This is a genomic window from Coraliomargarita parva (assembly GCF_027257905.1).
GTDB lineage: Bacteria > Verrucomicrobiota > Verrucomicrobiia > Opitutales > Coraliomargaritaceae > Coraliomargarita_A > Coraliomargarita_A parva.
Genome location: NZ_JAPZEI010000001.1, coordinates 603,707 through 626,037, shown reverse-complemented (window position 1 = coordinate 626,037; position 22,331 = coordinate 603,707). Strand labels below are relative to the sequence as shown.

Genomic DNA, 22,331 nt, shown 5'->3' with positions numbered 1-22,331 from the left:
GCTCGATGTTGCCTCGTTAAACGCAGGGGCATGTCTGAGTCGAATGTGAGCAGGGTAGGGAGGCAAAGTTGAAATATTGGTAACATGGACTGACCAATAAGTTCGTCGTGCCTTGCTTATACTTTCCGAGGAAGCTTTTTCTTTTAAGACAACAACCTTTGAAGTTAGCCTTCGACCAAATAGAAAAATTAGAATGAATGATTCGTTGAACTCACCCCTCAAAAAGATGCCCAAGACAATGCAATTTCCATCATCCAGTGCCAATACTGCCCCGCGTTTCTCCTGGCAGATTCTGCCCGCTTGCGAAATCAGTCCGGAAGCTTGGCTGCGCACTATGTGGAAAGAAGACTTTGAGGAGGGCCTTCCGGGGCACTTGGATGTCATCAATCACGATGTGGCGCAGGAGTTGTTTGCCGCACAGAACTCACCGATCGTGCACAATGGCGAGAAGCCGACCTGGTGGCCGGGCGAACAGGAAGGCTACTGGCACGAAGCGTATATCCACGCGGCTTTCCAGTTGGGGGATGAGGCCGCGATACAGCGCGCCACAAACTATGTCGAAGCCGTTCTGCGCAGTCAGGGGCCTTCCGGTTACATGGGGATTTACAATCCGGCAAGTCGTCTTCTGCGGCCCGATGATGTCCAATACGGTGAGTTTGGCGGGGAGTTGCACGCGCAGGTCCACCTCTTCCTGGCGCTGATTGCTTTCTACGAATACACCGGACGCGCCGAGGTCCTTGAAGCTGTTGAGAAGGCCGCGCAATTAACCATCGCCAGTTATCCGGACGGACCGTTCGGAACTGCTGGTGAACAGACTCCGCTCGTGGGAGGAAACAGCCACTCCGGCTCTTTCATCGACGGGATGATGCAGCTCTATCGCCACACCGGTGATGAGCGCTATCTTACTTTCGTTGCGCTGATGTATTCGAGCTACACCAAGCATCCTCCCCGTGATCACGACTTGATTCCTAAGGTTCTTGATGATCATGAAGCATGTTTTCACTGTCATGGTGCTCATACGGCTGAATCCTTTCACTGGGCTTCAGCGCTGGTTGTCGCCGGATTGCCCGGTGCGGAAGCACGGGCTGAGGCAGCGATGGAGAAGCTTGGCCGCCACCTGACACCGGGGGGCGCCATGGTGAGCAATGAGTTTGTGGAAGGCCTCTACGGCAATGGCTACGAACTCTATGAATACTGCACGCAGGCCGAGCTCATCAAATCGCTCACTTGGATCGCCCAATATCAAAGCGACACGGTTGCTGCCGGACGCGCCGAGCGTATGTTCCTCAACGCCTCGATGGGAGCTCGGATTCATCCCCTGGGCGGACTGCAATACATGTCGCGCGATGACCGCATCGAAATCCCCGATGCCAAGGAACGCGAAGGCGTCAAGAACCTGGGCAAAACAAAGCATTTCCAAATCAGCTCGATCATCCGCCCGACTTGCTGCCCGGCGTCCGCCGGCCGCCCGGTGCACTACTATCTGTCCAGCGCGTGGATGAAACGTCCGGCTGGCGATGCGCTGGCCCTGATGAACTTCATGCCGTGCACGCTGCGCACGGAGATCGCGGGCGTGGAGCTCGTGATCGAAGAGCAGACGCAGTATCCATTCTCGGATAGCGTGAAGCTCGCCTTCACCGTCTCCAGTCCTGCCCGTTTCCCGATTGCAATCCGCTTGCCTGAGGAAGGCAGCTTGAAGGTGGTTCCGGTAGACGGTATGGAGCAGTCCGAAAAAGATGGATTCCTTTGGCTGACCAAGGAATGGAAGACTGGGGATGTCGTCGACCTTGAGCTCGATTTGCCAGTGGTTCTTGAAAAAACCAAGGATGGAAAGGCGAGCTACTATCGCCGCGGTCCGATCACCTACGCGCTGCGTTTTGCCGCCGACCTGACCAAGGTTGAGGAGAATCCCAACTGGCGCACCGGGGAGCCCGGCGGCCTTTTCGAATATGCGGTTGCTGTTGAAGACCAGTCGACATGGGGCAGCCGGATTGATCCAGCCGAGAAGTTTGTGCCCGTTTCGCTTCCAGGTGACTTTGATCATCCTTGGAACGAGCCTGTCATTGGACTCAAAGGGAAGCTGATCGATGCCGAGGGCAAGCCGTTTCCAGTGACCCTCGTGCCGGAAGGCGCCGCCATCAGCCGCCGCGTGACCTTCCTCGACACCAGCCACTCCCCCGAAGAAGCGGCCCAGCAAAAAGACGGGCGCGAAGCATCCATCGGCCATTAATGGCGAACCAGTAGAGGATAATTTGTCTCATCAAATACTCATGAATGATTGCCTAAGCACACTCGCACCGGAGTCCATAGCACCCGCACAGCGTCCATCATCCTGCGCTAAGGCGGCTCCGCGTTTTTCGTGGCAAATTCTGCCCGCGCGTGAAGTCCGGCCGGAGGGCTGGCTGCGAACCATGTGGAAAGAGGACTTTGAAGAAGGTCTACCGGGACGCCTGGATGTGATTAATCAGGATGTGACTAAGGAGCTGTTTGCCGCCCAGTGCTGTCCGATTGTCCATGACGGTGAGAAGCCGACTTGGTGGCCGGGGGAACAAGAAGCTTATTGGCACGAGTCATTTATTCATGCTGCTTTTCAGGTCGGTAATCCTTCTGCGGTGAAGCGCATTACGGAGTATGTGGAGAGGATTTTGTTGAGTCAGAGCGAGGACGGCTACCTCGGCATTTATGACCCGGACAGCCGGTTTCTTTCTCGGGAGGACCCTCGTTACGGTGATAAAGGCGGAGAATTTCATACGCAAGCCCACCTCTTCCTTGCCTTGATTGCTTTCCACGAGCACACGAAGCGGGAAGATGTCTTAGTTGCTGTCGAGAAGGCGGCTCAATTGACGATTCGACACTATCCGAAAGGTCCGTTCGGGATTACGGGAGAGCAAGCGTCGATCGCTTGTGGCAATGGTCATAGCATTACTTTCATTGATGCAATGATGCAGCTCTACCGTCTGACCGGAAACGAATGCTATCTTCGTTACGTTGCGGTTATGTATGAATGCTATCTCGAGTATCCACAGCGTAATCTAGATTTGGGGCGCAAGATTCTCGAGGATCCCATTGCCCGTTTTGTGGCACATGGCGTGCACACTGCGGAGTCATTTCACTTGCCCTCCGCCTTGAAAGTAGCGGGTGTTTCGGGCGCGAATCGTTTGGCAGCTTCGGCGATGCAAAAGCTGCAGTGGCACCTGACTCCGGGTGGGGCACTCGTCAGCAATGAGATGATTGAGGAGCGCCTGGGCAATGGGCATGCGCTCTACGAATACTGTGGGCAGGCTGAACTGATCAAATCACTGGCGTGGATTGCTCAATATGAAAGTGATACGCACGCAGCGGAGCTGGCGGCTCGCCTCTACCTCAATGCCTCGCTAGGCGCGCGCCTTCACCCCCTTGGTGCACTTCAGTATCTCTCCTGCGATGACCGGCTTGAGATTCCGGATCTGCCACAAGCGGGCGCCATCAAGGAAATCGGGCTGTCGAAGCATTTCCAACTGAGCTCAATTGTCCGACCCACCTGCTGCACCGCTTCGTCCGGCAGACCCGTGCACTACTACCTTTCGAGCGGGTGGATGAAGCAGCCTTCTGGCGACGCACTCGCGCTTATGAACTTTATGCCATGCGTTTTGGAAACCGAGATGGATGGCACCGAGCTGAAGATCGAGGAGCAGACCGATTATCCATTTTCTGATTCCGTGCGTCTGTCTGTGACGGTTTCTGAACCGAAGCACATTCCAATCGCAGTGCGCATTCCTTCAGATGGGGCACTGGTTGTTGCTGATTTGCCGGGGATGGAGACAGAAGTGAAGGATGGGCTTCTCTGGTTGCGGAAAGTATGGCAGTCCGGCGATGTCGTGGAGATCTCGATCAAATTTCCGGTGAAGCTCGAAAAGACTCAAGATGGGTCGGCTTATTATTTACGTCGCGGGCCGCTGACCTTTGGACTGCCATTCGAGACTCAGGTATCCAAAGTTTCTGAAAACCCGAATTGGCGAAACGGCGAGGCGAGTGGTTTATATGAATATGCCGTTGATGTGGCGGACGCTTCCAAGTGGGGCAGTCGGATCGATCCCAGTGAAACATTTGAAGTGGTTCGCTTGCCCGGGGACTTGCAGCATCCCTGGACGAATCCAGTGATCGGCCTTCGTGGAAAACTAATTGATGACAAGGGCAAAGCGTTTGAAGTGACGCTGGTTCCCCTGGCGGCCGCGATCAGTCGGCGAGTGACCTTCTTGGATATCTCACATGCAGCTTCTGAAGCGGCCCAGACGAGTGAAGATCATGACGTTACCATCGGTTATTGATGGAGCTTCAGAAGCCTGAGCTCTGAGCTGGCAATGACCGTTGCTTTTTTTATAATTGGTAACTTGAAGATACCAATTTAAGCCGCTAGACATTCGCTCGCTATTTTGGGAGTTTATCCACTCTAGCCAAATCATGCCCCAAGTTCCCCGAAAACATTTACCTGAACGCTCCCACTGTGCGGGCTTTGCCTTGGTTGTTGCCCTTGGCCTGATGGCCTTGATCCTGTTGATACTCTTGAGTTTGTCGACGGTTGTCAGTGTTGAAACCTCGGTCGCAACATCCAGCATGAATCTCCAGAAGGCTAAGACGAATGCCTTATTGGGCATGAATATCGCGCTCGGGGAATTACAGCGCACTGCGGGGCCGGATCAGCGGGTCACTGCGTCGGCGACTGCTGCTTACCCGGATGTTCAGGTCAAACAGCAGCTTTACAAGGACAATGCCGATGATCGCTATGGATTTAAGACACTCTTATCGGACAGTGGGCGCGTGCAATTTCGCAGTGATTTGAATGATTGGTGGGATGGAAAGAACCCACGGTGGATCGGGGTTTGGGAATCCGCACTGACTGATGGACTTCCGGACCGGGATCAGGATCCGGTTTGGTTGGTCAGCGGCGAGGTCACTCCGGATACTGTTTTGGCGGATCCGGATGTTGACGACGATGTCGTGTGGGTCGTTGGAGCAGGCAGTGCAACGAATGCCAGCGCTTCAACGGACGGCTTGGATGGCCGGGTCAAGGTGAGTCGCGAGGCGATCACTTCAACGGATTCTGAGTCCGGTCACTACGCTTATTGGGTCGGGGATGAATCACTGAAAGCGAATATTTCGAAGACGGATCCTTTTGCTGAGGAAACAAGCATTACGAGTGAAGAATATCGTAATCGCTTATTGGCGCCGCAGGATACCGCATGGGAATTTACCTCCAAGTTTAAGGAGTTCTATGATGGCTCCACGGATAGTTTGAGCCCGAGTGATCCGCGTCTGGAAGTGCTTGCGAGTGAAGGCCAGCTCTCTCTTCTGGATGAGCGTTTCAGTGATGCCAGCAGAGCGAGCTTTCATGATTTTACGATTGCATCGCAGGGGTTGCTCGTGGATGTGGCCCGTGGCGGCTTACAGAAGGATTTAACCGCTTATTTCGAAAATGGCAGCGGATTGAATGACGACGATCCGATTCCGGACCCGGCAAATTACAACACAGATGTTCGCATGGGGGCGGATAATGTCGGTTTCCCGCATTCGGATAACAATATACCGACTTGGGGTAAACTCCGGGATTGGTATGACAGTAATTTGGTTGATGAAAACAGCAGCATCGCGGTGTCGGAAGATCATAGTCCAATCGTTGGGTATTTCAGGATGTTTGCGGGTTTTTCCTACGAAGGCAATCAGGTGAAGCTGCATTTGCTGCCTACTCTGGTTCTGTGGAATCCATTTGATGCGAAGCTCTCAAGTGCGGACTATGAGCTGCGGGTGACTTATCCGATGGGCTTCGAGTATTTCCGGGTCGGATCCAAGCTGCCGGATGGGTCAAGTTTTACGGATCCCAATGGTGTCATTTTGAATGAAGGCAGCGCTACCTATTTTGTTCATTCGATGACTCCGAGTGCCGACTTGTCGACGGATGGTATTCTCTATTCAAAGATGTCGGATAAGGAAAAGAAACCGAGTGATTCGACCTTTCAGGCATTCGCTCCTTGGAAAGGCACCACCGAACTCGTCTTTAAGTTCAGTGCCAGCTTCGAGCCCGGAGAGAACCTAGTATTCTCTGTCGATGAATTTGTTGAGGCGGCCCGCGTGTCGGGGAGTCCGAATCGGATCGAAATTCCTCTGAAAAACGAGTTATTGGCGCTTCAACCTGCCTCCGCGACCTTGCCTCTCTATACTTTAGATACGCCTCCGCCTGCTGAGGCTGAAGAAGTGCGTGTTCTAGTGGATACCCGCGTGGGACTCTATAGTGGATTCTACGCTATGGATTTGCGGTTGAGTAGTGGAGAAGAGCTTTTTCAGGCGGATCAATATGGCGATTTTGAGCGCGAATTAGTGATGAGCAATGTGCGTTATGGCGAGGGAGGTCTGAAAGATAGTAGTAATGGCTGGGAAGATACACCCAGCAAGTGGCGTAGCCTGTATGCCTCGAATATGTCGACTGGAGGTGACTTCTGTCTGGAGATCCAAGGCTTCAATTCGGGCGATGGAACGAATGTTCAAACCTCACCGATTTTTTGCTTAGGTCAGGCTTACATCGCACCAGGCACGCCTAAGAAAGAGGGGGATGCCATCACGGAAAGTTCGAATCATCGGGATACGCTAAGCCAGTATTACCGGGCCTTTGCCACACATAACCTGAGCGTAAAGCATTTGAATGCCCACCCCCTCGTGGACGATGTTCGTGGGGGAGGTTTCGCCAATGCAGATGGTTTTGCCGTATTTGCTTATTCGAGAGGCGACGCTAATATTGATTTACCGCCCGATAATCCAGGGTTGCCTTGGGATGCGAATTTGGCGAATTACGATTTAGGCTATGCCCGTGGTTCGAGCTTAATGAATTATTTTTTCCCTTTCGCCTATGATAGCGAGTATGCGGGGGCTCCGAGCCTTCCGCTCCGCACGATACGGCGATCGGATTCCAAGTTACTTTCGCTGGGACAACTGCAGGCGGCCAACGTCGCCGATTATGCCTGGCAGCCAGCCTTTGTTATCGGCAACTCGGAAGCGAGCCCTTATGTGGATCGAGAGGCAATGGCGGGGATCAATGCACGTGAAGTCGGCATGAAGTATGCCGGTAATTTCCACAAGGTTCCGAATGATGGGGATAATACGATGGTCGACTTGTCGTATCTGTTGAATGACGCCTTGTGGGATTCGTATTTTCTTTCCGGGGCCCCTCGTTCGAAATCGGAGCTGGAGTCGATCCAGAAGGGGGATTCAGATATGCCGAATAGCCGAATGGTCATCCGTAATGACCTGGAGGATGTCAATGAGCTGCTCGATTTCGACACGGCGTCGCGCTGGTTAATGAATCGTGGAGCACTCAATGTAAACAGTAGCTCGGTTGAAGCATGGGTTGCTTTGTTGACATCGTTCCGGGACCTGAAGGTTGAAGGTGGTAGCGAACAAAATCCTGCTGAGACTGTGCCCGTTTTTCGCTTGTTAGAGCCATTGGGATCTCCGGTCGACTTTACCTTCGACGAGAGCATGAATGATATTAGCGATTACGGGGCGGTGACGGATTCCCGCGACTATTATAAAATTGCGGCTGGATTCCGCTATATGACGGACGACATGATTCGTTCTTTGGCTGAGCGTATTTCAGATGAGGTGCTGATGCGTGGGCCGTTTTTCTCGCTGTCTGATTTCGTGAATCGCCGCTTGGTGGAGCCGGATTATAATGGCGACTATTGGTTGGATGCGCGGAGTGAGGCCGATAAACAATATTACTTTGGCTATATCGACAGTGCTTATGATGCGTTGGAAGGGCTCAGCGGCTTAAATGGCACGCTGCAGCGGGCGATCAATGTCAGCGGCATCAACGGAGGTGTGAACTATCCATCCGGGCTGACAAACGCGAATATTGATCGTGCCATGAATGTGTGGCCGGTCGAGGTGGATCGCAGTGAGTATAACAACCCGACCGGAAGTGAGGATACCTATCGCTTCAATGTGGATCCGGCGGCAAAGAATTATCTCGATATGGAGCATATTGCCGGAGCACCTGCCGGCGAATTCGGTCAGTTGCTTTCACACATGCCTGGATTCATTACTCAGGCTGATTTACTGTCGGAGATTGGTGCCGCGTTGACCGCAAGAGGGGATACTTTTAAAATTCGAAGCTATGGTGATGTCGTCGATCCTATCAACGGGAAGATTGTTTCGCAGGTGTGGTTGGAAACCATCGTTCAGCGAGTTCCAGAGCCTGTCTTGGATGCCGATCAAGACTATGAACCAGATGATGCATTTGGTCGGCGTTTCACGATTGTGTCGATGCGTTGGTTGAATGAAGACGAGATCTAAAGCGTGAACTTATTGATGAATAGAATTTTTAGTGAGAGGCTACTGCTTGGTGGTCTCTTTGCGATTGTTTGCTTCCTTGCTTGTGCCGAGCAGATATCTGCTCAGGAAGCTGGAGAAGAGCTTGTCGCAATTCGACTCGAGGCGATCAACCTGACGCATGAGACGTTGCCTGGTTTTTACTTCCGAGGCATTACTGGTGAGTATGAACCTCTAGTGGTCGGAGACCGGAGACGTGGCGACCTGAATCAATTAGCAGTGTCGAGCTCGATCGTTCTCTATCTCAAGGGAGTGGACGAGAATGGTGACGAAATCATGAAGCCTATTGTCTCTGAAAGCGCGCCTGATCAGCTCGGTAGGTATATCATTTTCTTTTTTCGCGATGCGTCGGGTGGTTTTAAGACAAGAATTGTGTCGAACAGCGCAATCGAGCACCCCGGCGGGAGTGTGAGGATTATTAACCTGACGCAATTGGATATCGTCTGCCTGTTGGACCAGGAGCGGGTTGCTTTGTCACCCGGAGTGGATCTGGTCCGCTCAATTGGCTCAACCGGAAAGGACCGCTTCCGCTTTGCATTCGGTTTGATCGAGCCGAAGTTTTACAAGTCGCCGGTGAAGACACTGCCTTTGCGTTCGAAAGAACAACGGGTTCTGACTCTGTTCTCGTATGCCAAACGTGAAATGAAAACCGGTGAAACGACGACTGAGACCGTTTTATATCCGGATGCCGTTTACCTTTACGATTCAGTAAATAGGTGACGGCCTGCTGCGGTGAAAGTTCTTTTAGACGGCCAAAAATTTTGTTCTGGAGGTTGTTTATGTTTAAGATGAAATTTCTATTCTCAATTTGCAGCATCACGATGTTGAGCGCTTGGCCGCTTTCAGCCGCACCCCGGCCGAACATCATTATCATTATGGTGGATGACATGGGCTATTCGGATCTTGGTTGCTACGGAAGTGAGATTGACACTCCCAATCTTGACCGGCTGGCGACTGAAGGGATTCGCTATTCACAGATGTATAATACTTCCAAGTGCACGACTTCGCGTTCGGCCTTATTGACTGGGCGCTATGTAAGCCGGAATTCCTGGGAGGGAAATTATAATGTGGGGCCGACTTTTGGCGAGATCGCTCAGGCGGCTGGGTATCGAACGCTTTGGAGCGGAAAGAATCATAGTAACATTCGTCCACCTGAGCGTGGTTTCGACCGCTTTTTTGGCTTTCAAGGCGGAGCGACCAATTATTGGGGGCCTGGACCGGAAACCGTGGATGGTCTACCGGTTCCCAATATCAAGCTTCTAGAGTGGATGGTCGACGACCAGTGGATCAAGCCATACATCCCGGAAGACCCTAATTTCTATCTGACCGATGCAATCACTGATCATGCTATTGACTGGCTGGAGGAATATCAGGGTGAAGATAAACCGTTTTTGCTCTACATGGCTTATACGGCACCTCATTGGCCGCTTCATGCGCCAGAGCAGGACATCGACAAATACCGGGGGCGCTACGACGCAGGTTATCAGGTGATACGGCAGGAGCGGTATGACCGTATGGTTCAGAAGGGCTTGATCGATCCGGAGACGGCACCGCTGAATCCGCAGGAGATCAAAGATTGGAATTCGCTGAGCAAGAAAGCGCGTAAGCTGGAGGCCGAGCGCCTGGAAATTCATGCCGCGATGGTGGATCATCTGGATCAGAATATTGGTCGCTTGATTGCAGAATTAAAAGACGCATCCGAACTCGATAATACCCTCATCTTATTCTTCTCAGATAATGGCGCCAGCGCAGAACGATATGCCAAGAAGAATTTACAAAACTCTGAAAGCAGCAACGGGAAGCTAGGTAGTGTGTCGAGTTACGAGTGTATCGGTCAAGAATGGGCCAGGGTTGTGAATACGCCTCTGGCTCTGTTTAAGAAAACAAGCCACGAGGGTGGCGTTTGTTCGCCGATGATTGCGCATTGGCCGCAGGGAATTGCTGAAGGCAATACTTGGTTCAATGAACCGGCACACTTGGTTGATGTGATGAGCACGGTGTTGGAACTGACCGGGCAAACGTATCCGGAAAGTTTCAACGGCCAGGTGGTCAAGCCGACGGAAGGGGTGAGTTTGGTGCCGTCATTTTCACTAGAGCCCTTGGCTGCGCGTAAATACCTGATTGGCTATGACTTTAGCAAGGGGCAGGGGATCCGTGATGGGATTTGGAAGCTCGTTCGTTTAGGTAATAAACCATGGGAGCTTTACGATATGTCGAAGGATCGGACGGAGACGAACGATCATGCTGCTGAAATGCCAGAGAAAGTCGATGCCATGGTTCGCGAGTTTTCGCTCTGGGAGAAGCAGTGCGAAAAGGGAATCTCAGGTAAGAAACAGTAGGGCGGCTAGACACTCCCTTGTTTGTGCCCGCGAAGTAACTTATACCTTCTCTATAAAGGTCTGGCTCGATTGGTTAATTGTCGCGATGGTACGCCAGCACCGTCGATTGTCTGCCTGATAGAAATATCGACCTTGCTGGCACAAGGTCTCTACAGAGGTCATCCATCAGGACATACTTCTTCAAATCGGTATTACATATTTTTTTGGCTCTTCGCCATTTACCGGGTTAGGCATCGACGAATACTGGAATCAAGAGAATCCTAATTTTACAACCGTCCCGCGGACGCGGGACGGTTGTGAAAAATAAAATAGAGTGTAGGAGACTTCACGTGTATCTTTTGAATCATCAAGGATCACTGTTGGTGCATCCCTTCCCCGCTAATCGACGAAGAACCATTTTTTTGATCCCAGAGTGGATGAATCTGCGGGCGTCACGAGTGACGCCCCTCATATGGATACGAGCTTACCTCGGAGAGAATCGGCCTTAATGCCCTTCGCTATGGGCCACTGCATTCGGATACGGATTGATGTGATCCGGCACCTCGTATTGGCGCTTGAGCTTGGCCAACTCGTCTTTGAGTTCCTTGACCACTTCAGACATTTCCGGGTTGGCATAGATATTATGTAACTCCTGTGGGTCATTTTGAAGGTCGTATAGCTCCCATTCCTCTCCGTTCTGCAGGTCCTCCCCGTAGAAGCGGATGAGTTTGTAACGCTCGGTGCCAACGCCCTCATGCCGGCGCACGCTATGGGCTCCGGGAAATTCATAGTAGTGGTAGTAGAGGCTTTTGCGCCAGTCCGCGGGGTGCTTGCCTTCCAGTAGTGGCAAAATAGAGATGCCGTCCATTTCTGGGGTTGCGGCTAATCCGGCGATTTCGAGTAGGGTCGGTGCGATATCGATATTTTGCACCAGATCTTCATTCCTGCTTCCAGGTTTGATGTGGCCAGGCCAGCGCACCAGCAAAGGCGTGCGGAAGGATTCTTCATACATGAAGCGCTTATCGAACCATCCATGCTCCCCAAGATAGAAGCCTTGGTCCGAGCTGTAGGCAATGATCGTGTTCTCGGCGAGTCCGTTGTCATCGAGGTATTTCAGTAAGCGCGCAACCTGCAGGTCGACGCCTTTAACGCAGGCCAGGTAGTCCTGTAAGTAGGCTTGGTATTTCCATTGGGGCAGTGCTGCTCCAGTTGGGTTCTTGGATTCGAAATCGCGTTGGCGCGCACTGTAGAATTTTTGATATAGTTCATTGTCTGCGAGCATGTGTGCACGCAGTTCCGGGTCTGTATAGGTTTCCTCTGGAACAAACCCGTCGCATGCGATCGGGTAGTGGGATTGGAATTTAAGGTCCTCTTTTAGCCTCATGACTGTGCCAATCTCCATCTCCTGCTTGTGTGCGGCAGTTCCACGTGTCGCATAATCATCGAAGAATGTTTCCGGTTCAGGAAAGACCGTATCGGCATAGAAGTCGGCGAGGTCCGGTTGCGGCAGCCATGTCCGGTGTGGGGCCTTGAACTGACACATCAGCATGAATGGTTTTTCTCCATCCTTCACACGGTCCAAATAAGCCAAGGATTTTTCCATGATCAGTTTGGTCGAATGTCGGCCGGGATGCTCCTCGGTTTGATGTCCTTGGCCGTTGTCGCTGGGGACAAAAAAACGAGTGTTGTAATATTCGCCTTGGCCATCGAGCACGGCCCATTCGTCAAATCCCTGTGGGTCCGATTCGAGGTGCCATTTCCCGACGATTCCCGTCGTGTATCCATTTTCTTGCAGGATTTGCGGGAAGGTCAGGACCTTGTCGTAGTCAAGGCGTCCACCGCCCCGGTTGTTTGTGAACACACCGTTTTTATGGCTATGCTGCCCGCTGATGATACATGCGCGTGATGGCCCGCAGAGTGAGTTGGCCACGTAGCTGCGATCAAAACAGATCCCTTCGTCGGCTAAGCGATCGATTCCTGGCGTGGGGGCCAGCTCTGCGATGGGGCCTCCATAGGCGCTGATCGCTTGCGTGGCATGGTCATCCGTGAAGATCCAGATGATGTTCGGCCTTGTGTGTTCGGCCTGATCGGCTTCGGCGGTTGCTTGGGCGAGAACCGGCAAGGCGCATGCCACTGCCGTGAAAAGGTAGTTCAATTTCATTCCTTACTTTCTTGATACGACTGAGCGTCGCAACATGACATACTGCAACTAAATCCGGAGCTTCGAATTATTGGAAGAAGCCTGCCTCGGAAAACTCTTTTTGCATTTGCTGGTATTCGGACGGATCCAATTCTGTAAGTGGCAAGCGCGGACCGCCACAGTCGACCCCGCACATTTTCATTAGGGCTTTGCCTGCATTTAAGCCACCGTATTTCAGGAACAGGTTTATGAAGTCCTGAGCCTTTTTCTGGTTGGCTTCGGCTTCTTCCAGATCTCCCATGAGGAATGCGTCCAGAACGGCACGATACAGATGAATATGATAGTTGTAGGTGCTGCCTACCGCGCCATGGGCACCGTTCCGGATCCCTTCCAGAAGGATTTCATCACGACCAAAGAACATTCGGCAATCATCGCCTGCGATGTCGACACAGGTGCTGAAATCTTCAATATCCTCGTGTGTAAATTTGATACCGGCAAAGTTGGGGATGCGCTCCATCAGGCTCGGTAGTAGTTCCGATGCCTTGTAAGGGACGCGGGCCATGGAGGGCATGTGATAATAGAAGAAGGGGAGCTCGCAGCTTTGGGCAATCTGCTGTAGCATTTCCACCAAGGCCTCAGGACTCGTTGGAGGGAAAAAGCAAGGGCCGATCGAAGCGACGGCGTAGGCACCGATTTCTTCTGCATGTTTGCAGAGCTCTTGGCTCTTTTCCAAACAGTTGTGCCCAACATGGACGATCACCTTAATTTGTGAGCCGAACCCTTTGACCCAAGTCTCGGCGATTTTTTTACGTTCATCCGTCGAAAGGGAGAAGCCTTCGCCTGTGGTGCCACAGATAAATGCGCCTTCAACGCCATTTTCGATCAAGTGTTGGGCCTGTCGCTCGATTGTCTTGTAGCAGACTTCTATTCCGTCGGAACTGAAGGGGGTGAAAGGGGCCGCCCAAAACTCAAACTTTGATTGAGTGCTGGTGGAAGATTGAATCTCTGGGTTGGAGACGGTTGTTTTCATAAGGAATGCGTTATTTTCGCGATGAAATTCCAGTTTGCCAAATGCGTGAACTTGGTTATCTCAGATTACCAATTGGTCTGATGGTGATTGCCATTGGCTAACTGCTAACTTCCACGTAAACCCTGACAGAAACGCGTGGACCCAATCGTCTCCGATCTATGAAAAATACCTCTGCTTTTACCCTCAATCCCCGGCGCACGACTCTTGTGGAAGAGTGCTATGCCTTGCTGTATGACGCGATTGAATCCGGCAGATGGAAGGACGCGATTCCGAGTGAGCGTGATTTGTGTGCCGAGATGGATGTCAGCCGACCTACCTTGCGGGCTGCGCTTCTGAAGCTTGAGGCGGAAGGGATTCTCAGCAAGCAGGGGCTCCGGCGGAGAACGGTCTCCCGGACATCAAAGGCGAAGCCCAGAAAGCAGAATATAGTATGCTTACTCTCGCCGATTGAGATTTCCAGCATGCAGGAGCACGATTTGATCTGGTTGAACGAGCTTCGTATGTTGTTGGGGAACTCGAATTACGTTCTCCGTGTATTGGTTCGGCCCGGTATTTTCACAAAGCAAACGAATCGGGTCATGGAAGTCATTTCGCAAGACACCGTGACTGCTTGCTGGATCTTATACCGCTCGAACCTGGCCTTGCAAAAATGGTTTCTGAAAAACGATAAAGCTTCCCAGGTCGTTGTTGTCGGCTCGACACACCCGGGTATTGAGCTGAGTTCAGTGGATATGGACCACCGTGCCGTCTGTCGACATGCCGCGACGATGCTTATGCGTTTGAACCATCACCGGATCTGCTACATCGGTTCGAGTAAGAAGCATGCCGGCGACCTTTGTAGTGAAGAGGGCTTTCTCGATGCATTCTCCCGAGTCAAAGGGGATGAATTTACGCCTCTTTTTGCGCACCACGATGGAAGTGTGGATGTGATTGTTCGAACGCTGGACGGCATCCTCAACATGGCGCGCAGACCCACTGCATTTGTGGTGGCCAATTCAAACCATGTTTTGACCATCATGACGCATTTGGCATGTCGCGGTTGGATTGCCGGCCGGGATTATGCGCTGCTGGCCCGTGATTACGCTCCCTTTTATGAGCACTTGGTGCCTTCGATCGCATGCTATAGTAATACGCCGAAAAGTTCTGCCAAGGAAGTGGCCCGCATCATCATCAGTCATGCCAAGGGCATTACGAACGAGATTATTACGAAGCGAACGATACCCGACTTAATCAGAGGGGATAGCTTATGCTCCATTGCGACTCAATGACTTGAAGTTTGTTGGATCAACTTGCACCTAAAGAAGCGTTCCCGTGTGCCGAGTTTGCATTTACTAGAAAATTTTTGGTCAGCCGATGTTACCAAAACGATCGACGTGTGTCTGCCCCTGAATACGGGCAATTTAGCCTCACACGCATAACCCATTACTCAATACCCTATGACACATTTCAAACTGACTCGTTTGGCTAGTCTCGTCCTTTTACTTTTTCCCTGCTTTTTGCAGGCCTCTATCAATGCCCAGGATGTGGGCTTGGTCGGAGATGGAGTTACTGACAATACGGCTGCCCTTCAACTGGCGATGGCGGGGGGCGACGTTGAAATCGTCTTACCGGAAGGCGTCTATTTACTCGGCACGGTGGAGGTTCCTGGTGGTGTGGTTCTACGGGGCGAACCCGGTGCCAAAATCCGTATTAATACGAACTTGATCCAAAAGTTCGAGGAACTCACTTGGGCGATGCAAAATCGTAAAAACGCGCTCTTCATCCTGAAAGGGGATCACATCACTTTGCGCGATTTGGAGTTCGATTACACCCTGACCGATGCGGAAGGCCTAACGACTGATCAACTCCCGGGCATGATCATCACCGGTAAAGGATTTGCGGGCATTCAACTCATCGGCTTGAAAGCAGAGCGCCCGCAAATCGGAGACCCCATTCCCGTTGATCAACGTAAGACCCGCGGGGTTGGCCAGCAACGTTTTCCCAAGAGCAAGGAACCCAATACGCGACCTTTTTCCTTGGCGCATTTTGAGGGTTGCTCGGACATTCTTATGCGTGATTGTCGCGCGACCTTCATGTCAGCCATGCTGAGCGTTGTCGAATGCAGCAATGTGTGGGCGGACCAAAACCGGGCCACTGACAGCTATGCGATAACCATTGCCCGGGGCGGTAATAAATCCCTGATGCACACCCAAAACTGGAGTCGCAATGTGTCGCATCAATGCCGCTGGTTTGGTGGCAACGCCAATGACCACCGAAAGCTCAAGGAGGGCGATGATGGCTGGGACACGGCGACTGAAGTGGTGCGTGACCTTAAACGTGGCGATGAGGGGTTCAATAACTTCACTCAGGGCGAGTATGATATTATCGTTGCCAACAACTACGCCGAGTATGGGCAGACTCTGTCGTGGGGTGCCAAGGGGCGGAAAATCATCTTTCAGGGGAATATTGCCCGTTTCATGACCGACTATGCGATTGGATCGGAAGGTGGTGAGGAAGTGATTTTCAACGGGAACGTCGTGACGAATGGTTACACCGCTGGATTCGTTTGCATGTATTGGTCCGACAAGCTCGTATTCAGTAACAATATCGTCATGGTTAAAGACGAGCCCATCGAGATGGAATACAGCACGTATTCTACGCCGGAGCCGTATCAGGGGAATTTTATACGCTTACATTCCGCTGGGCCCAATTATAAGAGCGGCGCAGGCCAGACCTTGATCACGGGGAATCTTTTCGTGAACGAGCTCAAGGATCGTCCCCGCAATATCAACATCGCGGGAAGCCGCGATGTCACGATCAGCAACAATAAATTTGTCAATGGTGGCATTCGCACTAAGGGAGGAACCGGGCGAGTGCTGGTTCTCGGGAACGATTTCAGAATGAATATTCCTTACGAGGAGCAATGGCTGCGCATTGCGGAAGGCGTTGATGAATTTATCTTCCGCAATAATGTCGTCAAAAGCGAGGCCCCCTTGGAAAATAGATCGCCGACCGAATGGCTGATGATCGCTGGGACCAGTGCGCGGCGCGATGAAGCTCCAAAGACGCGTATGATTGAAGAGAATGTCATCGAGGGATTTCCCAAGGCGGTCGCCGTTCGGGTGAGTTCCGAGGATGTTAAAGATAAGATTCTCGTCTCCAATAATCGAACCGACGGCGGCTTGTATTTGGAGGGGCTTGCCTCCGGCTACTATGCATACATCGAGGGAAATGTGGACCTGCGCACAATGTCTCCGATGAAGGTTCAAATACTCAATCGTGTTCCGGATCCACTTCCGGAGCCAAAGCCGACACCACAGGATTTGGCGGATGAAGATTCTGAGAAGGTGACCTTGTGATTCTAGTAACGAAATAGCTTAAGTCGAAATGCAGCATTTTATCGTTAGTCGTGATGACTCCATCTACCAGGCGTGGCCGGATTTAGCACTCACACAGAGTGGACGTCTGGTCTGTGTGTTCAGTGAATGCACGCATCATTTTAAGCGCACCTTCACACGTATTGTTTGTGTGATTTCCGATGACCGCGGTGTGACTTGGTCCGAAAAACGCCCAATTTCTGAGCCCTTGCATAAGCAGGTTGAAGACGATCCGCACTGGAACTGCGCCCGCATCACCGCCTTGAGCGATGGACGTCTGATCGTGATCGTCGACCGCATCGCCGGCGAAGAAGAGGGAAATAAAGGCGGTGAGCAAAGTAACTGGTTCTTCTTCAGTGATGATGATGGCGAGACCTGGACCGGGCCGATGGCAACTCCATTTGACGGCATGGTGCCCGATCAGGTGATCGAGATTCCATCTGGGCAGCATGAAGGGCGTTGGCTTGTCTCCACGCACAAGGGCTTGCAAGGTCCGGATCGCAAACTCTGGGAGCAGCGCTGCTGGTATTCAGACGATGCGGGAGCTACCTGGGAGGGACCTTTTATTGCAGCTAGTTCTACGGAGTATCAATTGTGCGAAGGCAGTATCATGGCCTTGCCGACTGGAGAGTTGGTTTGCTATCTGCGTGAGAATTCAGGGCAGGGCTTCGGTGCTTTTAAAACAATGAGTCGTGATGGTGGCAGCACCTGGTCCGAACTTGTGGAGTTTCCGCTGTGCGGTTGCCACCGCCCGGTTTCCGGCCTCTTGCAGAGTGGTCATGTATTGATCACCTATCGTTTCTTGCAGGGGGGCGCCGGACCGCATGGATGGGGCACTCAGAACTTTTTTGCGGCACTGACGGATCAGGAGTCCTGTTTGGCTGAGTCGCGCAAAGATGCGCACGCACGGATCATGCCGATCGCCTATGATCGCAGCGATCGCGCGGACTTAGGGTATTCGGGCTGGGTTCAGTTTCCCGACGGCGAGATCTACATCGTTTATTACATCAAGGACGATGCCCCGCAGGCACACATTCGCGGCTGTTCTCTCCGCGAAGACGAATTTTACGTTTAAACCGAACGAACGATTCAAGTGAGCATGAAAAAAGAAGCCGCCGGTTCGAAGCCGAATGTCCTATGGATTTGCACCGATCAGCAGCGTTTCGATACCATCGGTGCCTTGGGGAATCCGCATATTCGCACCCCGAATTTGGACAAACTTTGCAAGGAGGGTGTCGCCTTTAATCGAACCTATTGCCAGAATCCACTTTGCGGCCCCAGCCGTGCGAGTTTCTTATCCGGGCAATACATGAGCGCGAACCACGTCACCCGCAACGGAAACGAGCACTATCCGATCGAAGGGCCTCTTCTGATCACCCGTTACATGGCGGATGCTGGCTACACTTGTGGACTGGCTGGGAAGCTACATATTTCCTCTGCTTGGGATGGTCTGGAAGAGCGGATTGATGATGGTTACGAAGTCTTCAAGTTCAGCCATGCGCCGCACCAGCATGCCGGCACGAATCAACCGGGTTCGCCGATTGTTCCTGTGGGCGAACCTTGCGGCAATGATTACATTGATTGGTTGCGCAACAAGGGCATCAATTTGGATGACGTCTTTGAACTAAATGATGCCGGCCTCTGGGGGCCTTACAAGGCTTCGACCGATCCGGATCTGCGTCAAACGACCTGGTGCGCCGAAGAGGCGATCGACTTTTTGACAGAACGAAAGGAATCCGGTCCTTGGTTGATGAGCGTCAATATGTTTGATCCTCATGTGCCTTTCGATGCTCCGGATGCATACTTGAAGAATTACGATCCGGATACGCTGCCGGATCCACTCTTCCAGGAGTCCGATTTGGAGCATCAAAAGCAGCTCGCCGATGCGGGCGCCTTTTATAACAAAGCGCCTCTGAAGCGCCCGGACCGCGCGTCACGCGAGATGAAAGCCAGCTACTACGCGATGATCGAATTGATCGATACGCAGGTCGGCCGCATGATTCAGGCTTTGGAAGATACCGGCCAGCGCGAGAACACGGTCATTATCTTCATGTCCGACCACGGCGATTTGCTGGGAGATCACAGCTTGGAGACCAAGGGCTGCCGCTTTTACGAAGGCCTTGCTCATGTGCCGTTGATCATCTCTTGGCCCGGTCAATTCCGTGAAGGCGTTCAAGTTGACGATTTAGTCGAACTCACTGACGTCGCTCCCACCTTGGCTGAACTCGCAGGAGTCCAAATGAAACGTCAGCATGGCCGCTCCTTGCTCGGTTATTTGGAGCTGGATGGCAAGGCACCTGAGCCGCGTGAATTTGTGCGTTCTGAGTTCTTCCAGGAAGGTGAACGAATGGAAGACGGCCGTCACGATAACTTCTTTGCCACCATGTATTACGATGGGCGTTGGAAGCTCATCAACTATCACAGCTGCTGGGTCGGAGAGCTCTATGATCTGGAAAACGATCCCAATGAATTCGAAGACCTGTGGAGCGATCCTTCGGTGGCATCAGTCAAAGCCGAATTGACGCAGAAAAGCTTTAACACACTTGCGCTGGCAGCCGATCCCGGGGTGGATCGGCGAGGGCGTTACTAAGGATTCCAGCTGATACCTATTATGGAAAATTCCCCCAACATAGTTTTTATTACCATCGATGACATGAACGACTGGGTCGGCTGTCTCGGTGGCTACGCCGGTAAAGTGCATACGCCGAATATTGATGGTCTGGCGAAGCACGGTCGACTCTTTGCCAACGCGCATTGCCCGGCACCAATTTGTAATCCGTCGCGCACGGCGGTTGTCAGCGGCTTTCACCCGACATCAAGTGGAGTCTATGACAACGCTCGATGGTGGCGACCCACCATGCCGGGAGTGACCATGATTCCCGAGCACTTCAAGGCGAACGGCTACAAGACAGCCTGTGCGGGTAAGGTGATGCACCATACCCCGGGCTTTAATCCGCCTGAGATGTGGGATGAACTGCTGACTCAGTTTTTTGATTTGGGCTATCATACTGGGGCGGATGCATCTGCGCCTCCGAGTGGCATGCCTATGAAATGGCGAGATGGTTTCCCGAAGAACGAATTGGAAGCTGTGCGTAACTGGGACAAGTCACTGAACGGAACGCATGAATTCGACTGGGGGGTGCAGGATATTCCGGATGAGGAAACCGCAGATGCGAAGGCATTTGTCTGGGCGGAGGAATTCTTGGGGCGCAGCCATGACAAACCTTTCTTTTTGGCAGTCGGCAGTTTCCGTCCACACTTGCCGATGTATGTCCCAAAGAAATACTTGGATCTGTATCCGGATGACGAACTCATTGAACCGAAATGTTTTGAGGAAGCACTCGAAAATATTCCGGAGGCTGGTCGAGAGCTAGCCAGCCGAAATTCAGCGAACTATGAGCAGTTAAAAGAAAATGGGCGCTACCGCGAATTTGTGCGCTACTATCTGGCCTCGTTAAGTTACGCGGATGCTCAGGTCGGCCGCGTGTTGGATGCGCTGGCAAAGAGCGCCTACAGCGAGAATACCTATGTGGTCTTCTGGGTGGATCATGGTTTCCATTTGGGCGAGAAGGGACACCTGCATAAGTCCACGCTTTGGGAGGAGTCGACGCGTATTCCGTTGATCGTTGCAGGCCCCGGAGTCTCTCAGACTGGTGTCGAGACGACACGTTCGGTGAGTTCCCTGGATCTATATCCAACCTTGATCGATCTCTGCGGATTGCCGGCAAAACCTGAACTGGATGGGATGAGCTTGCTGCCATTTTTGAGTGACCCGCAGGCGACCCGGGAGACGCCAGTAATTACTTCCCACTCGGAGGGCGATCATGCCGTGCGCAGTGAGCACTGGCGTTACATCCGCTATGCGGACGGTAGCGAAGAGCTTTACGATCACCGCAATGATCCGGATGAAATCAAGAACTTAGCTGGGAAGCCGGAATATGCTGAGATTCAAAAGGAGTTGGCTCACTGGATTCCTTCGACCCCGGCAGCTCCCGTGGCGCACAAGGATAACTTCGATTTCGATCCGGTTTCCTATACCTGGAAACTGAAAGCCTGATTCATGCCCCGGCCCAACATCCTGTTCATCTGCTGCGACGAATTGCGTCACCCCTTCACCACGCTGGAGCCTTATGCGAGCCAGTATGAGGCGATAGGCATACGCGGTAGCAAACTACTGATATTGTAAATCTTCCTCCACCGATATGATCGGTTTATCCTTTTTTGAATCATACCCTTTGGAATCTGGTGTGAGTATCATTCCGTAAGTGATCGAGCTCAGCATCCTCGGCTCCACATGCCCGTCAAGGAAGCCGACAGTTACCATACCATTGTGAGGCTTTGGCGATCTATAGAGTAGAAATCCGCCTTGACCGCCGTTCAATACTGTTCCGGTTAGCCATCGACCGCTATACATGTCGATGAAGAATATTTGACGTGCCGGGTCTGTAATCGTCGCCATCGGTGCGCGACTGATGTATGAGTTGGCACCAAAATGCCAGCCTTCTTCGGTGCATTGGTTTTCCATTGCCCATGCCCATCTTTCATGTTCACTCATCGTGTCCGGCATATCGCAGTAGGGGAGCAGGTTAATCACCGTTTCTTTATTTTGGCCGTCATTGATCGGGTCATTAAATGTAGTTCGTGGCAACTTACCATTATGATCGGCTGCGAACATCGGAACCATCGCCTGCCAGTAGCGCATGTGGGCCGAGCACTTTGCACTGTTGGCTGCGGCTTTCGCTCTGCCGACCGCAACAACTAGAACGGAAGACAGTATGCCAATGACTGCCAGGCTGAGTAATAGTTCAATCAGCGTAAATCCGCCTGTTTTGGGGTAGTCTGTTTTGTTCATAACCTTATTAAAACAATGGTAGTGCCTCTGGTGAGACTTCGGGGTAGCAGGGGCGAGTCGCGCTTTTACCAACGCGATGGTTTAGGCTACATGCTGGTATTTTATTGTCGTGGAACAACTCCCTTGTCCTGGTAAGAATTCATTACCAATAAAAAGCACTTCGACAGAGAGCCGAGATTCTCATTGAGTGGGTGCAATTGATTTTCATCCCTGTAATTCCCCTCAATAACCCAATGATCCACTGACCCGCAACGATTGGATGAAACGCGGTGTTAGG

At 52.2% G+C, this 22,331-nt stretch carries 14 protein-coding genes; 11 read left to right on the top strand and 3 right to left on the bottom strand.

The window, feature by feature from the left end; genetic code table 11:
• Positions 1 to 238: 238 nt before the first annotated feature.
• The 5 genes from O2597_RS02395 (at position 239) to O2597_RS02375 (ending at position 10,697) form a co-directional block, all read left to right on the top strand.
• Positions 239 to 2,230, top strand: coding sequence for a beta-L-arabinofuranosidase domain-containing protein (locus O2597_RS02395; protein ID WP_269522582.1), 1,992 nt, complete (start codon positions 239 to 241; stop codon positions 2,228 to 2,230).
• Positions 2,231 to 2,411: 181 nt separating this feature from the next.
• Positions 2,412 to 4,307, top strand: coding sequence for a beta-L-arabinofuranosidase domain-containing protein (locus O2597_RS02390; RefSeq protein ID WP_269522581.1), 1,896 nt, complete (start codon positions 2,412 to 2,414; stop codon positions 4,305 to 4,307).
• A gap of 133 nt (positions 4,308 to 4,440) precedes the next feature.
• The gene (locus O2597_RS02385) at positions 4,441 to 8,322 is read left to right on the top strand and encodes a hypothetical protein (protein ID WP_269522580.1); all 3,882 of its coding nucleotides are present in this window, start codon (positions 4,441 to 4,443) and stop codon (positions 8,320 to 8,322) included.
• 15 nt (positions 8,323 to 8,337) lie between these two features.
• Positions 8,338 to 9,078: a hypothetical protein gene (locus O2597_RS02380; protein WP_269522579.1), complete on the top strand. Its 741-nt coding sequence runs from the start codon at positions 8,338 to 8,340 to the stop codon at positions 9,076 to 9,078.
• Between the two features lie 68 nt (positions 9,079 to 9,146).
• Positions 9,147 to 10,697: an arylsulfatase gene (locus tag O2597_RS02375; RefSeq protein ID WP_269522578.1), complete on the top strand. Its 1,551-nt coding sequence runs from the start codon at positions 9,147 to 9,149 to the stop codon at positions 10,695 to 10,697.
• A 484-nt stretch (positions 10,698 to 11,181) separates the two neighbouring features.
• Here the strand turns inward: O2597_RS02375 and O2597_RS02370 are convergent, their stop codons facing one another.
• Together O2597_RS02370 and O2597_RS02365 are read right to left on the bottom strand one after the other, a co-directional pair.
• A complete protein-coding gene (locus O2597_RS02370) occupies positions 11,182 to 12,837 on the bottom strand; it encodes a sulfatase family protein (protein WP_269522577.1) in 1,656 nt (551 codons plus the stop codon).
• Between the two features lie 67 nt (positions 12,838 to 12,904).
• Positions 12,905 to 13,846, bottom strand: a complete 942-nt coding sequence (locus O2597_RS02365) for a dihydrodipicolinate synthase family protein (RefSeq protein ID WP_269522576.1) — start codon at positions 13,844 to 13,846, stop codon at positions 12,905 to 12,907.
• A gap of 158 nt (positions 13,847 to 14,004) precedes the next feature.
• On the opposite strand from O2597_RS02365, the gene O2597_RS02360 reads away from it, so the two are divergent.
• From O2597_RS02360 to O2597_RS02335, 6 genes are all read left to right on the top strand, one after another.
• Positions 14,005 to 15,114, top strand: a complete 1,110-nt coding sequence (locus O2597_RS02360) for a GntR family transcriptional regulator (RefSeq protein WP_269522575.1) — start codon at positions 14,005 to 14,007, stop codon at positions 15,112 to 15,114.
• A gap of 168 nt (positions 15,115 to 15,282) precedes the next feature.
• Entirely contained in the window at positions 15,283 to 17,184 is a 1,902-nt protein-coding gene (locus tag O2597_RS02355) for a right-handed parallel beta-helix repeat-containing protein (protein ID WP_269522574.1), read from the top strand.
• A gap of 28 nt (positions 17,185 to 17,212) precedes the next feature.
• Positions 17,213 to 18,277: a sialidase family protein gene (locus O2597_RS02350; protein ID WP_269522573.1), complete on the top strand. Its 1,065-nt coding sequence runs from the start codon at positions 17,213 to 17,215 to the stop codon at positions 18,275 to 18,277.
• Positions 18,278 to 18,301: 24 nt separating this feature from the next.
• Entirely contained in the window at positions 18,302 to 19,792 is a 1,491-nt protein-coding gene (locus O2597_RS02345) for a sulfatase family protein (RefSeq protein ID WP_269522572.1), read from the top strand.
• A 21-nt stretch (positions 19,793 to 19,813) separates the two neighbouring features.
• Positions 19,814 to 21,259, top strand: a complete 1,446-nt coding sequence (locus O2597_RS02340) for a sulfatase (protein ID WP_269522571.1) — start codon at positions 19,814 to 19,816, stop codon at positions 21,257 to 21,259.
• 3 nt (positions 21,260 to 21,262) lie between these two features.
• A complete protein-coding gene (locus O2597_RS02335) occupies positions 21,263 to 21,388 on the top strand; it encodes a hypothetical protein (RefSeq protein ID WP_269522570.1) in 126 nt (41 codons plus the stop codon).
• On the opposite strand, the gene O2597_RS02330 is transcribed toward O2597_RS02335, so the two are convergent.
• The gene (locus O2597_RS02330; RefSeq protein WP_269522569.1) at positions 21,374 to 22,054 is read right to left on the bottom strand and encodes a type II secretion system protein; all 681 of its coding nucleotides are present in this window, start codon (positions 22,052 to 22,054) and stop codon (positions 21,374 to 21,376) included. The genes O2597_RS02335 and O2597_RS02330 overlap by 15 nt on opposite strands.
• Positions 22,055 to 22,331 lie beyond the last annotated feature (277 nt).